Source organism: Dokdonia sp. Asnod2-E02 (genome assembly GCF_045063915.1).
Classification (GTDB): Bacteria; Bacteroidota; Bacteroidia; order Flavobacteriales; family Flavobacteriaceae; genus Dokdonia.
On sequence record NZ_JBEFNX010000005.1, the window covers coordinates 1,479,622 to 1,491,891 of the forward strand.

The following is a 12,270-nucleotide window of genomic DNA, read 5'->3' on the forward strand; positions in this document are numbered from 1 at the left end:
ATGGCAAAACAGCTCAACGTTGCACTCATCGGTAACCCGAACACAGGGAAGACCTCTGTATTTAATCACCTTACAGGCCTTAACCAGCAGGTAGGTAATTATCCCGGTATTACGGTAGAAAAAAAGGAAGGTGTATGCAAACTCCCTCGTGGTGTAAAAGCACATATATTAGACCTACCAGGCACTTATAGTCTTAATGCTTCTTCACTAGATGAGAATGTTGTAATAGAGTTACTACTTAATAAAAATGATAAAGACTACCCAGATGTAGCCGTTGTAGTGTCTGACGTAGAAAACCTAAAGCGCAACCTGCTCCTTTTTACACAAATTAAAGATCTAGGTATACCCACCATACTCGCCATAAATATGGCAGACCGTATGGAGCGCAAAGCTATCTCTCTAGATATACCAGAGATGGAGAAGCGTCTTAAAACACGCATCGCTCTTATAAGCTCAAGAAAGAATACAGGAATAACAGAACTCAAAGAGCTTATATCTGAGTATCGCACGCTTAACACAGAACCTTGTGTTAATGCATCTGTCATTGCTCCAGAATATTTTGATAGACTACGCACTGCGTTTCCTAATCAAGATTTATATAAATTATGGCTAGTAATTACTCAAGATGTAAACTTTGGTAAGCTAGAACGTGGAGAGATGAAAAGCATCTCATCTTTTAAGACCGAATCTGAGAGTAATCTTAAAAGACTACAGCAAAAGGAAACCATCATACGCTATAAGTTTATAAATGAAACGCTCAACGAGACGCAAACTATAGACGTAGAAAATGCAAAAGACCTAAGAGCACGTCTTGATCGCATACTCACACACAAGGTATGGGGTTATGTGATTTTCTTTGCGATACTATTACTTATTTTCCAAGTGATATATGACTGGTCACAATACCCAATGGATGCGATAGATGCTGCATTTGCTCATATGAGTGAGTGGGTGCAAGCTACGCTACCAGAAGGGAAGCTCACAGACCTACTTGCAGAAGGTATTATTGCGGGACTAGGTGGTATTGTGATTTTTATACCACAAATTTCCTTTTTATTTTTATTCATTTCTGTGCTAGAAGAGAGTGGCTATATGAGTCGCGTAGTCTTCTTGATGGATAGGGTGATGCGCCGTTTTGGACTAAGTGGGAAGTCTGTAGTGCCGCTTATATCTGGTACTGCCTGTGCCATACCGGCTGTAATGGCTACTCGTAATATAGAAAGCTGGAAAGAACGATTAATCACCATACTAGTAACACCATTTACCACCTGCTCTGCACGGTTACCAGTATATCTCATTATTATATCACTGGTAATTCCAGATGAGAAGTTCTTATTTTTTAATCTGCAGGCGCTCACGCTTATGCTTATGTACCTCATAGGCTTTGGTGCTGCTATAGGCTCTGCGTGGATTCTCAATAAGATTCTTAAAATAAAGAGTAAGTCTTTCTTTGTGGTAGAAATGCCTAACTATAAACTCCCTCTTCTTAAAAACGTGGGGATTAATGTACTTGAGAAGACAAAATCTTTTGTAGTAGATGCTGGTAAAATCATACTCGCCATAAGTATTGTGCTATGGGTACTCGCCTCTTTTGGGCCTAATGAAAAGTTCAATCAGGCAGAAGAGATGGTAACCACAAACCTAGAAGCACAAGGAGGTATCAACGCATTTACAGATGCCCAGGCTTACCAGGCGGAAATAGATAAACTTGTTGCGAGCCAAAAGCTAGAACATAGTTACATAGGTTATATGGGTAAAGCCATAGAGCCTATAGTAGAACCATTAGGTTATGACTGGAAAATAGGGATTGCCCTTATCACTTCTTTTGCTGCTCGTGAGGTCTTTGTAGGTACGCTAGCAACTATTTATAGCGTAGGTGACGCCGAAGAAGAAACAATAAAAAACAGAATGGCAGGCGAGATAAACCCAGTACTAGGTACGCCTAGATTTAACTTTGCAAGTGGTATATCGCTCTTATTATTTTATGCCTTTGCAATGCAATGTATGAGTACACTTGCTATTGTAAAAAGGGAAACTAACACCTGGAAGTGGCCTATGATACAACTAGGTGCTATGACTGTAATAGCCTACGTAGCTGCACTAGTTGCCTACCAAGTGCTTAAATAAACTGTAAGGATTAACCATTAAGAACTACTAAAAGCTATGGAAATTTTTCAAAAAATTATGGTGCTGCTCATCTTTCTTGCAGCTGTAGGTTACTTAATAACAAAATTCATATATACTCCTTCTTTTTTAAAAAAGAAGGACGACAACGGCTGTGGTAACAGCAGTTGCGGTTGCTAGTTTCTTACCTCTAGCTGTAAATAATAGTCGCTAGACTTTATTTTTGAATTTGTTGTAGGGTAAGGTGCTAAGCCTCTTATAAAAATTTCAAGACCGTCTCCTGTGTAGATAGCAGGTAATTGCTTTCCATTAAGTGTGACTTGCTTAGTGATTTTATCACCTTTTTCATTTGTAATTTCTACCTCAACTTTTGCATTTCCTGCCCAGATACAGTCGGCTCCTTTTGGACATCTACTATCTTGCAACACTTGCACAAGTCTTAATGATGTATAATCTATAGACGTAGCAGCCCCTTGATAAGCTTTTACATATATTTTTGGGACTTCTACTTTTGTGGTGTCTTGCGCTTTCGCGAAAGCGGAAAATAAAAGCAAACAAATGAGTGTAAGGTATGTTTTCATAAACAATGATTCTTTTTAAATCTTATGATTAGTTACTTAAATACTCCAAAACTAATGCCACGTTGCAAAATAACTATTAATTAGCCTCTAAAGAGGAAGAAGTCATCCTTCATATGCTCTATTTTTTCATCCTTATTCGTGATGATATATTCTAGAGCGAGGTCTGTAAACTCTTTTCCTTTTATAGTAAGAGAGACAATGTTCTTATCAATGTGTACGAGGTTGTTTCTTTCGGCAAGGTCAAGTACTGTTTTAGAGCGTACCTTTTGCCAGTTTATATGCTCATTAAGATGTTTTACGTGGCGCTCACTCTCTTCTTCGTGGTTGTTTAAGTGTAATAAAAATGTAAGAAGTGACACCTCCGTGCGCTGTTGTTTCTGGCGATACATCACTGCAATGAGACCTTTATTTGGCGCAAATAGATAGACCATTAGAAAGACTAAACCTAAGACGGTTGTCATAGATCCAGCGATAGAGGCATCAAGAAAATGAGCCACCCAATACCCCGCTATTGCCGAAAAGACTCCAAAGATAACAGATAACACCAGCATCTTTTTTAAATCTGAAGTGAGCAAATATGCAGTGGCCGCAGGGGCAATCATAAGCGCTACGACTAGCACTGCACCTACTGCTTCAAAAGCGCCCACCACAGTAACAGAGGAAACTGTCATTAATCCATAATGCAGAACGACAGGTGAGAATCCTAACGCTGCTGATAGTCCTGCATCAAAGGTGCTTACCTTAAGCTCCTTAAAGAAGGCAAATAGCATACCTATGGTTATTAACAAAATTGTACCCATAACCCATAAAGATTTTGGACCGATATCTGTACCAGACACAATGAGTCTGTCAAAAGGAGCAAAAGCGAGCTCACCTAGCAAGACGGCATCTACATCTAGATGCACATCGTTTGCATTTTTTGCAATGAGAATAACACCTATGCTAAATAAGGCTGGGAAGACTAAGCCTATTGCCGTGTCTTCTTTTACAAGTCCCGTTTTCTGTATTGCCTCCACGAGTACAACTGTAATCACTCCCATAAGAGCCGCAAGAAGTATTAAAAGTGGAGAGTTAAGATCTTCTGTTATAAAGAAGCCTATCACAATACCCGGCAAGATAGAGTGACTTATGGCGTCACTTATGAGCGCCATCTTACGCAATACAAGAAAAACTCCTGGTATAGCACACGCTATAGCGACTACTGCGGCAATAAGTTGTATTTCTACCTGAGCATCCATTAGTTATTCTTATAAAGGTTTACTGCGGCATCATAGCCTTTTTCTGTCATTGCCCATTTCTGACCTCGTACTTTCACCCATTCTTTTTCTTCCATCTCTTTAAGAGAAGCACGGGTATACCCTTGAAAATTATTAAGAATCTTTATTGCGTGTGGGTGTGATATATTCTCGTGTGTTTTTGCGATATCAAACATAAATTGCAAGGTCTTTTGTAATTTGAGATCTCGTCTATTCTGATACTTGCGAAGCTGTTTGAACAAAATTCCTCGCCCAGGAGAAAACACAAAAGAAACCACCACAAACACACCAGCTACCAGCACAATAACGGGCCCTGTAGATAGGTTGTTTTGACTCGCACTTATAGCTGTCCCAAATACACCAGAAAAGGCACCAAAAATCGCTGCAAGGACGATCATTACACTCAGCTTATTTGTCCACTGTCTTGCAGCTGCGGCAGGAGCAAGAAGCATAGCACTCATAAGTACAACACCTACCGTTTGCAATCCTAAAACAATAGCCAGAACAATAAAAAAGGTGATAAGCACATCTATAAATCTAGTATTAAAACCCAATGTCTTTGTATAATCTGCATCAAAGAGAAGAATTTTAAACTCTTTCCAGAAGAGTAACATAATCACCAGACAAATCCCAGTTACAATCGCCATTAAAATTACGTCGCTCTCTACGAGGGTTGCGGCTTGACCAAATAAGTATTTATCAAGTCCTGCTTGATTTGCATTGGGCTGTTTCTGTATGAATGTGAGCAATAACATTCCAAAACCAAAAAATAATGATAACACAAGACCAAGTGCTGTATCACTCTTGAGGTGCGTTTTTGTAATCATACCTCGTATCCAGAAAGTACCTATCAAACCACTTACGAGTGCTCCAAGCAATAAGATATTACTATCCTTTGTGCCGGTGATTAAAAAAGCTATTGCAATACCTGGTAGGGCTGCGTGTGATATAGCATCACCTAGAAGGCTCTGTTTTCTCAATACCGCAAAACTCCCTAACATCCCACAGATTGCTCCAAGAATAGCTGTACCCAAGGTAATAGTCCTTAGAGTATAATCTGAAAATAATTGCGAGAAGTAATCTGAGAGTTCCATTTGTTTTTAGACGGTAGTCGGTAGACTTTAGACAGTAGTGCTTACTGTATTTTTATTATTTCTTTTTTAAGTAACGTTGTAATGAGGTTATCATCTTTGCTAATTCTGATAATTTATTTCTTGCGTACTGATCTTCATCTGCTGATATAAAATCTTGTCTTCTCGCTATTGTTGAGCATACTACACATTCTTTTACTGAGTCCCAAGCCATTTGGAGATATCGATTAAACTGAGCATCTGTATCTCCCGATCCTTCTGCTATATTCAAAGGAATGGAAGCAGCAGCACGTTTATATTGTGAAGCTAAACCATACAACTCATCCTTTGGAAATTTCTTAATGACACAATAAACATAATCAACAAAATCTAAGGCCTTTTGATACACTATCAAATCTTCAAACTTAAACTTAGGGTTTTCCATACGTCCTTTTTTCTACTACAGACTATAGACTTATAACTACTGATTTACAGCTACCTTATAATTAATCCCATAGGTTTTGGTGAGATTATCATCATTAAAAATATCTTTTACTGGACCGGTAGCAATCTTCTTTACATTTAAGAATGTTACCCAGTCAAAATACTCTGGGACCGTTTGTAAATCGTGATGCACAACCACTACAGTTTTACCTGCTTTACGAAGTTCCTTTAAGATATTGATAATGGCAATCTCTGTCGTAGCATCTACCCCTTGAAAAGGTTCATCCATAAAATAAATAGCAGCATTTTGCACAAGTGCTCTGGCAAGAAAGACACGTTGCTGCTGCCCGCCAGACAGTTGGCTTATCTGTCTACTTTTAAAAGGTAGCATCCCTACTTTTTCTAGTGCTTCTAGCGCTGCCTTTTTTTGCTTTGCTCCTGGTCGCTTTATCCACCCTAGCTTTCCATACGTTCCCATCATCACTACATCTAGCGCCGTGGTGGGAAAATCCCAGTCTACACTCCCCTTTTGAGGTACGTAGGCCACTAGCTTACGCTGCTTATCGTATGGTTTTCCATAAATAGAAACACTACCCGCTATGGGGTCTATAATACCCAAAATGGATTTTATTAGAGTAGACTTACCAGCACCATTAGGACCTACTATTGCCATAAGCACACCTTCAGGCACCTCAAGGTCAATATCCCACAGCACTGGCTTATAGTTATAAGCAACGGTGAGATCATCTACGCGTATGGCTATTTTTGATTCTGACATTGTTTTATTTTAAAGCTTCTACGATTGTAGTCACATTATATGTAAACATCCCTATGTAGGTTCCCTCTTCTGTACCAGCATTACCCAGCGCATCGCTATATAAAGACCCCCCTATGGTTACTTCGTTTCCTTTAGACTGAACTGCGGCTTGCAATGCCTCTATCGTGCGTCTAGGCACAGAGCTCTCTACAAAGATGGCTTTTACCTTATTCTCTATTATAAATTTTGATAGACGCTGTACATCTTGAACACCAGCCTCTGTTGCTGTAGATAGACCCTGCAAGCCTACTACCTCAAAACCATAACTCTTGCCAAAATAATTAAAGGCGTCGTGTGCGGTAACGAGTATCCTTTTTTCGGGGGCAAGGGTTGCTACTTTGGCCTTTATTTCGGCTTCTAGGGTTTCTAGTTTTGCGAGGTATGCTTTGGCATTTGTTTGATAGTGTTGTGCATTCTGAGGATCCTTTCGCGAAAGCGTACTTGTCACCTCTGCTACAAACTGCTTAAAGTAATTGATATTAAACCACACGTGAGGATCATAGTTAGACGCAAAATAGTCTGACCCTATGAGCGTGCTTTTATCAAGAGCTTCTCCTAGAGCCACCTGCGTCACTTGGGTGGCGTTCATCTTTTCAAACACCTCTACCAGTTTACCTTCTAGGTGTAGGCCGTTATAAAAAATAACATCTGCACGAGATAATTTTGTCACATCGCCAGCACTTGCTTTATATAAGTGTGGATCTACTCCGGCACCCATAAGCCCCTGCAAGTTGATGTGCTCACCTCCTATGTTTTTTACGAGGTCTGTAATCATAGAGGTAGTGGTAACAACGTTTAACCTACCATTATCCTCTTTATTTTCTTTACAACTTATCACGCTTAAAGCGAAAAATACAATTGCGATATAAAAACTCTGCTTCATTAATGCTGCTTTAAATTAAATGTGGATGTAAAGATTTTCGGCTATTTTTTTTGAGATAAAAAACTGCTCTCCCTGCACCTGAATGACCATTGATCCATCAAAAAACTCTTTACCAAGTACTTTAATTTTTGAACCTATCGCTATGCTACGCTTGTCTAAAAACTGAAGAAAGTCTGGACTTGTCTCACGTACACCTACTAGCTGACCTTGGTTTCCTTTCTTAAGTTCGGCGAGTAGTTTCTTTTCGGCACTTTTGATATTTCCGTTTTTATCTGGAATAGGATCTCCGTGCGGATCATAATCTGGATAATCTAAAAACTTATCGAGCCTGTTTATGAGCTCTTGTGATTTTATGTGCTCCAGTTGCTCTGCTATATCGTGCACCTCGTCCCATTGAAAATCGAGCGTTTCTAAAAGAAAAACTTCCCAAATACGATGTTTTCGCACGACACCTAGCGCCGCTTTTTTTCCTTTTTCTGTAAGTGTGGTGCCCTTGTACTTTACATAATTCACCAGTTGCTTGTCTGCAAGCTTCTTTACCATATCTGTGACTGAAGATGGCTTAGTCTCCATCTCTCCTGCTATGGCATTAGTGCTCACCCCGTGCTTTGCAATCGCCTCAAGATGATAGATTGCTTTTAAATAATTTTCTTCTGACTTGCTATACATAACTTATTGATGTCACCAAAGATACAGATTTTTACAATCGCAACAATAATTTTTTAGATAAGACTAACTTTTTATATAGCTTTGCAGAAAAAAGAAAAACTATGCATAGAGTACTTTTATGTCTATTGCTTTTTGCCACTCAATTTACCACTGCTCAAACCACCATTAAAGGTGAAGTTTCTGACCCTAAGGGCCCATTACCCTTTGTAAACGTATACCTCGCAAATACAACTCTAGGTGCATCTTCAAGCAATGATGGTAGCTTTGAGATTTTAAATGTGCCAGACGGAACTTATACCCTTATTGCCTCTTTTACAGGTTATGAATCTGTAAAGAAAAACGTCACTGTAAACGGTGGAACTATTACCGCAAATTTCTATCTAAAACAAAACACATCTCTTGAGGAAGTCGTAATTTCTGGAACACTCAAACCCGTGGTGCGTAAAGAAAGCCCAGTACCTGTAGAGGTCTACTCTCAAGCATTTTTAAAAAAGAATCCTGTTCCCTCGGTTTTTGAGGCGTTGCAAAATGTGAATGGCGTGCGCCCGCAACTCAACTGTAGTGTGTGTAATACAGGCGACATACATATTAATGGTCTTGAAGGACCATACACGCTTGTACTTATAGACGGGATGCCTATTGTAAGTGGCCTTTCTACTGTATATGGTCTTTCTGGGATTCCTACTTCGCTTATAGAACGTGTGGAAGTTGTAAAAGGGCCAGCCTCATCTCTCTATGGAAGCGAGGCAGTAGGAGGATTAATAAATGTGATTACAAAAATACCCGAACAAGCACCACGCTTTTTTATAGAAAACCAACTTACAAGTTGGGGAGAAAACAACTTAGACATAGGCGCTTCTTTTAAGGCTGGAAAAGCAAACAGTCTAGTGGGTGTAAACTATTACAACTATAGCAATCCCATAGATAACAACAACGACAACTTTACAGATGTAACGCTGCAGGACCGTATTTCGGTGTTTAATAAGTGGAGTTTTGACCGCAAAAATGATAAAGTCTTTGATCTCGCTGGACGGTTTTTTTATGAAGATAGATGGGGTGGAGAGCTACAGTGGACACCCGCTTTTCGCGGAGGCGATGAGATTTACGGAGAGAGCATTTACACACGTCGTTTTGAAATTTTAGGAAATTACCAACTACCCACTACCGAAGATTTTTTACTACGCTTTTCATACACAGACCACGATCAAAATAGCGTGTATGGTAACGAAGCTTACATCGCACAGCAGCGTATAGGCTTTACCCAACTCACTTGGAATAAAAAAATAAACAGACACGACCTACTGCTCGCTGGTGGTGTACGTTATAACTTTTATGATGACAATACCACAGCAACCTTTAATGCAGGAGCAAATGCCGAAGAAGAGGTGGTGATTCCTTCATTTTTAATACAAGATGAGATTAAGTTTACAGATAAAAACACTCTTTTACTGGGTGCTCGTTATGATTATGACTCACGACACGGCAGCATATTTACCCCGCGCCTAGCATACAGACATAAATTTAATGAAGACAATATTTTAAGAATCAATGCTGGTACAGGTTTTAGAATAGTAAGCCTCTTTGCCGAAGATCACGCCGCGCTTACAGGTGCAAGAGATGTCATTATCACAGAAGAGCTAGACCCAGAGCAATCGTATAATGTAAATCTCAACTACTTAAAGAAAATTTATAATCGAAATGCTATCTTAACATTAGATGCTTCTACTTGGTTTACACATTTTACAAATCAAATACTCCCAGATTATGACACAAACCCAAACCAGATTATATACAGCAACCTTAATGGCTACTCACAAACTTACGGTGCTAGTATTAATCTAGACGCCACACTTACAAACGGTATAAAAGGAAGTCTAGGAGTTACATATCAAGATGTATCACAAACCGAAGACGGCGTGCGTGAGCGTCAAATTCTTACCGAGAGTTATAGCGCAAACTGGTCACTAAGTTATAAAATAGAAAACCTTAATCTCAATATAGATTATACAGGCAGCCTATACGGCCCTATGCGATTACCCATACTGGGAGAACTAGACCCTAGAGAAGAATACAGCCCCACCTGGAGCACACAAAACATACAGCTCACCTATGACGGCATTACAAATCTAGAACTCTATGGCGGCGTCAAAAACTTGTTGAACTACACTCCTAACCGCAATAACCCTTTTATCATCGCCAGAGCAGACGATCCTTTTGACGAAAATGTAGTCTTTGATAATCAAGGGCAAGTAGTGCCTACGGCAGATAACCCAAATGCACTCACCTTTGACCCCAACTATATATTTGCTCCTAACCAAGGAATACGCGGCTTCTTTGGGATACGCTACACCTTAAACTAAAGTGTTAATCCTCACTAATTTAACACCTATGGATATAAACTTGTGTACTTTTCTCAAAAATTGAGAAGATGAAGAAGAAAACTATACGTGCCATTGCCCCATTACAGTCTTGGGATATTTTTTCTGAAGGTCTTGCTCAAAATAGCATAAAAGCGAGAAAAAAAGCCGAACGAGAGCAACTTGCGATTTTCAAGAAAAAACATAAGTGGACAATTGACGTAGCTTCTATCACAGACCAAGACTACACCACCATAGTTGTTACAGATCACACACAGCACATACAATGGGTAAATGCAGGCTTTAGCGATATGACAGGTTACCCTAAGAGTTATGCCATAGGGAAGCACCCTCGTTTTTTACAAGGAGCAAAAACTTCTCCGCAAGTACGTGAAGAAATTAAAATACACCTTAGTAAAGGGGCCGTAGTAGAGCGACAACTTCTCAATTATAAAAAAGACGGCACACCGTACCTGTGTGATATAAAAATTATACCGCTACACAACTCAAAAAGTGAAATCACTCATTTTATGGCACTAGAGAAACCTGCTAGAGTAGCCTAGTATTTTTTTCTTTTAAATATTGAGTCCTCCCTTTTTTGACTCATTAGTATAGCACACTTTTCTTAAACTACTTGCACTCCACGCAAATTGCAGGTGGATATTTTTGCGCTTTCGCGAAAGCGTTAGAAACTACTCCTAAACTCCTTAAATCTCTTTTAACAAAATATTAACTTTTTGACAAAAAAAACTGTATACCACTACAAAACAGCTCTTTCTATAAAATCAAAACAACTAATTTGTTTTGACAGAACTCTGAAATAAAGGAAATCCGTAAAATAATCACGTAAGAATTTTCTACATTGCTCAAAATTACTTTCTAAAATTATAAGGTTAATTATGGGCTGACCACCCGCAGATGAAATGCAAAAAAAACAAAACACATATTAATGTTAAAACCACAAACTAAATAATTTATAATCAATCAAAAATGAAAAAGCCTTTAATATATACCATTGTTCTTCTAGTATTGAGCCTGAGTTTTTCGTGCTCGAAAGAAGAATTATCAATTGAAAATGAAAATAGTCTTGGAGAAATTATATATTTCGAAAGCAATGAGACTTTTAAAAATACGCTAAATTTATTTAATTCTTTTAATGAAATCTCTGAATTTGAAGATTGGAGTAGACAACAAAACTATAATTCCCTTTACTCTGACAAGAACATTACTCTAAAAGAGCAAGAAGATTTGCCTCTATCATTCCTATTCCTATTAAATGAAAAAAGAGAATTTCAAATAGGAGATAGAATTATTAATTACAGTGAAGGTGTCTTTTATGAAAGGAATCTAAATGGTTTAAACCAATCTAATAAAATATTTGCAAAAGTCGAGCAATCCCCTCTTTCAACAGATAACGAAGATGGCTTAACAGATAAAATCACATCTAATAGGGTTTCAATTAATGCTAATGGAGGGGAATACAAACAAGGATGGCGCGAATATAATAGACAAAAATATCGTACTCGCTGCGGCACACCATACAACAAAAGCCTAAAGTACAGACTCGTACACTACTTAGTGGTACGAAAAGTATCTGGTCCGTTTTTTACTCAGTCAGATCTAATTTTTAAATTGAGAATGAGTCAAAAGACGGGATCTGGTTGGAAATATAACAATACGACAACTGAAAGGTTATATGACCTCAATTTATCTGGAAGTTGGTACATTAAATACAAATATGGAGGAAATATAACCTCAGTTAAATCTTTTTCAATTAATGATAAAAATTATTGTTCTTCACCATTAAAAGGAACCAAATCCTTTTGGATAGGTAATTATAATTTTGTTAGTTCTACCCCAATAAGTCATTATGAATGGCGAGTTAATTTGAGTGGTTCAATATTTCACAAAGTTAATGGTGATACGAATCAGTTAAATACAACTATTAATTGGTAATATTTTTATAAATCGCAAATCCGTATAGAGAGATTATAGTTGGGGCTTATTTTAAAAATCCTAATAAAGAAATTAAGAAACTCTTATTGTGAGCGGTAAATATAAAGTCAATA

At 38.3% G+C, this 12,270-nt stretch carries 12 protein-coding genes; 5 read left to right on the forward strand and 7 right to left on the reverse strand.

The features are described from left to right. Both feoB and ACJJVM_RS06615 read left to right on the forward strand, forming a co-directional pair. Positions 1 to 2,127, forward strand: a complete 2,127-nt coding sequence (feoB, locus tag ACJJVM_RS06610) for a ferrous iron transport protein B (RefSeq protein WP_405211169.1) — start codon at positions 1 to 3, stop codon at positions 2,125 to 2,127. A gap of 36 nt (positions 2,128 to 2,163) precedes the next feature. Next, entirely contained in the window at positions 2,164 to 2,304 is a 141-nt protein-coding gene (locus ACJJVM_RS06615; protein WP_298491269.1) for a hypothetical protein, read from the forward strand. Here the strand turns inward: ACJJVM_RS06615 and ACJJVM_RS06620 are convergent. The 7 genes from ACJJVM_RS06620 to ACJJVM_RS06650 all read right to left on the reverse strand — a co-directional run bounded on the left by ACJJVM_RS06620 (position 2,301) and on the right by ACJJVM_RS06650 (position 7,844). Then, positions 2,301 to 2,705, reverse strand: coding sequence for a hypothetical protein (locus tag ACJJVM_RS06620; RefSeq protein ID WP_405211170.1), 405 nt, complete (start codon positions 2,703 to 2,705; stop codon positions 2,301 to 2,303). The genes ACJJVM_RS06615 and ACJJVM_RS06620 overlap by 4 nt on opposite strands. Before the next feature lie 80 nt (positions 2,706 to 2,785). Continuing rightward, entirely contained in the window at positions 2,786 to 3,943 is a 1,158-nt protein-coding gene (locus tag ACJJVM_RS06625; RefSeq protein ID WP_298350186.1) for a metal ABC transporter permease, read from the reverse strand. After that, entirely contained in the window at positions 3,943 to 5,055 is a 1,113-nt protein-coding gene (locus tag ACJJVM_RS06630; RefSeq protein ID WP_299151539.1) for a metal ABC transporter permease, read from the reverse strand. The genes ACJJVM_RS06625 and ACJJVM_RS06630 overlap by 1 nt, the downstream gene beginning before the upstream one ends. 55 nt (positions 5,056 to 5,110) lie before the next feature. After that, complete coding sequence (locus ACJJVM_RS06635; RefSeq protein ID WP_405211171.1) at positions 5,111 to 5,476, reverse strand: four helix bundle protein; 366 nt, start codon at positions 5,474 to 5,476, stop codon at positions 5,111 to 5,113. Between the two features lie 36 nt (positions 5,477 to 5,512). Beyond that, a complete protein-coding gene (locus tag ACJJVM_RS06640) occupies positions 5,513 to 6,253 on the reverse strand; it encodes a metal ABC transporter ATP-binding protein (protein ID WP_038598619.1) in 741 nt (246 codons plus the stop codon). A gap of 4 nt (positions 6,254 to 6,257) precedes the next feature. Next, entirely contained in the window at positions 6,258 to 7,175 is a 918-nt protein-coding gene (locus ACJJVM_RS06645; RefSeq protein WP_299151534.1) for a metal ABC transporter solute-binding protein, Zn/Mn family, read from the reverse strand. Between the two features lie 15 nt (positions 7,176 to 7,190). Continuing rightward, the gene (locus ACJJVM_RS06650) at positions 7,191 to 7,844 is read right to left on the reverse strand and encodes a metal-dependent transcriptional regulator (RefSeq protein WP_298350177.1); all 654 of its coding nucleotides are present in this window, start codon (positions 7,842 to 7,844) and stop codon (positions 7,191 to 7,193) included. 101 nt (positions 7,845 to 7,945) lie between these two features. Between ACJJVM_RS06650 and ACJJVM_RS06655 the strand changes: the two genes are divergently transcribed. The 3 genes from ACJJVM_RS06655 to ACJJVM_RS06665 all read left to right on the forward strand — a co-directional run bounded on the left by ACJJVM_RS06655 (position 7,946) and on the right by ACJJVM_RS06665 (position 12,157). Further along, a complete protein-coding gene (locus ACJJVM_RS06655; protein WP_405211172.1) occupies positions 7,946 to 10,204 on the forward strand; it encodes a TonB-dependent receptor in 2,259 nt (752 codons plus the stop codon). A 68-nt stretch (positions 10,205 to 10,272) separates the two neighbouring features. Next, positions 10,273 to 10,764, forward strand: a complete 492-nt coding sequence (locus ACJJVM_RS06660) for a PAS domain-containing protein (RefSeq protein ID WP_298350172.1) — start codon at positions 10,273 to 10,275, stop codon at positions 10,762 to 10,764. Between the two features lie 427 nt (positions 10,765 to 11,191). Continuing rightward, a complete protein-coding gene (locus ACJJVM_RS06665; protein WP_405211173.1) occupies positions 11,192 to 12,157 on the forward strand; it encodes a hypothetical protein in 966 nt (321 codons plus the stop codon). Positions 12,158 to 12,270: the final 113 nt, after the last annotated feature.

Coding starts and splice junctions, on each gene's coding strand:
- feoB (WP_405211169.1), top strand. CDS start 1: ATGGCAAAACAGCTCAACGTTGCACTCATCGGTAACCCGAACACAGGG.
- ACJJVM_RS06615 (WP_298491269.1), top strand. CDS start 2,164: ATGGAAATTTTTCAAAAAATTATGGTGCTGCTCATCTTTCTTGCAGCT.
- ACJJVM_RS06620 (WP_405211170.1), bottom strand. CDS start 2,705: ATGAAAACATACCTTACACTCATTTGTTTGCTTTTATTTTCCGCTTTC.
- ACJJVM_RS06625 (WP_298350186.1), bottom strand. CDS start 3,943: ATGGATGCTCAGGTAGAAATACAACTTATTGCCGCAGTAGTCGCTATA.
- ACJJVM_RS06630 (WP_299151539.1), bottom strand. CDS start 5,055: ATGGAACTCTCAGATTACTTCTCGCAATTATTTTCAGATTATACTCTA.
- ACJJVM_RS06635 (WP_405211171.1), bottom strand. CDS start 5,476: ATGGAAAACCCTAAGTTTAAGTTTGAAGATTTGATAGTGTATCAAAAG.
- ACJJVM_RS06640 (WP_038598619.1), bottom strand. CDS start 6,253: ATGTCAGAATCAAAAATAGCCATACGCGTAGATGATCTCACCGTTGCT.
- ACJJVM_RS06645 (WP_299151534.1), bottom strand. CDS start 7,175: ATGAAGCAGAGTTTTTATATCGCAATTGTATTTTTCGCTTTAAGCGTG.
- ACJJVM_RS06650 (WP_298350177.1), bottom strand. CDS start 7,844: ATGTATAGCAAGTCAGAAGAAAATTATTTAAAAGCAATCTATCATCTT.
- ACJJVM_RS06655 (WP_405211172.1), top strand. CDS start 7,946: ATGCATAGAGTACTTTTATGTCTATTGCTTTTTGCCACTCAATTTACC.
- ACJJVM_RS06660 (WP_298350172.1), top strand. CDS start 10,273: ATGAAGAAGAAAACTATACGTGCCATTGCCCCATTACAGTCTTGGGAT.
- ACJJVM_RS06665 (WP_405211173.1), top strand. CDS start 11,192: ATGAAAAAGCCTTTAATATATACCATTGTTCTTCTAGTATTGAGCCTG.